The following is a 740-nucleotide window of genomic DNA, read 5'->3' on the forward strand; positions in this document are numbered from 1 at the left end:
GAGCTTTCCCGCGGCGCCCGACTCCGTGTGCCAGGCCCGGGAGCTGGTGCGGGACGCGCTGGCGGACTGGGGCCTTAAGGCGATGAGCGATGTGACGGTCTTGCTGGTCAGCGAGCTGGTCACCAACTCGCTGCGGTACGCGAGCGGCCCGATCGGCGTGCGCATGTACTTCCGGCCGCTGCCCGACGCCGGGGGGCGGGCGCTGTTGGTCGAGGTGTCGGACCCGGTGGAGGACCCGCCTCGGGAGCGCGCCGCCGATCCCGAGGACGAGGGCGGGCGCGGGCTCCAGTTGGTGGCCTGCGCGTCCCGGCGCTGGGGGACGCGGCGGGGCACGGTGGGCAAGACCGTCTGGTTCGAACTCACCCTCCCCGCCGCCGAGTGAGCCCACCGAAAGCGGGCCGAAGGAGGCGGGCGCGTCAAGACCGGGGGCGTGGGCGCTGGAGTAACGCGTGGGGCGCGTGCGCCGGGAGATGAGCCCACCGGGCTGGCCTCTCCCCTGAACTGTCTGGTTAGAGTCGAGCTTGCCTGGTGAGGAGTCAGGCAGCAGCGGTCTGCGAAAGCGGCCTGGCCTGCCGCGATGAGCGGCCGGCGAGACCCTTCGCGGCGACGGGGGCCTGGCCGTCACGCCATGGCCCCTCGGGGGCTGATGTGGGTCCGATGGGGGGCCGCTGAAGCCCGAACGGGGTCGTGCTGGACCCGGGGGACGGCTTGTCGAGCGTTCGCGATCGCCACGTCGCACG

At 73.4% G+C, this 740-nt stretch carries 1 protein-coding gene; it reads left to right on the plus strand.

What is annotated here, in order from left to right:
• Positions 1 to 382, plus strand: a 382-nt coding sequence (locus tag KUM32_RS40515) for an ATP-binding protein (RefSeq protein WP_217146685.1), incomplete at its 5' end; no start/stop codon positions are given.
• Positions 383 to 740 lie beyond the last annotated feature (358 nt).

It is taken from the genome of Streptomyces sp. AC627_RSS907, from assembly GCF_019049165.1.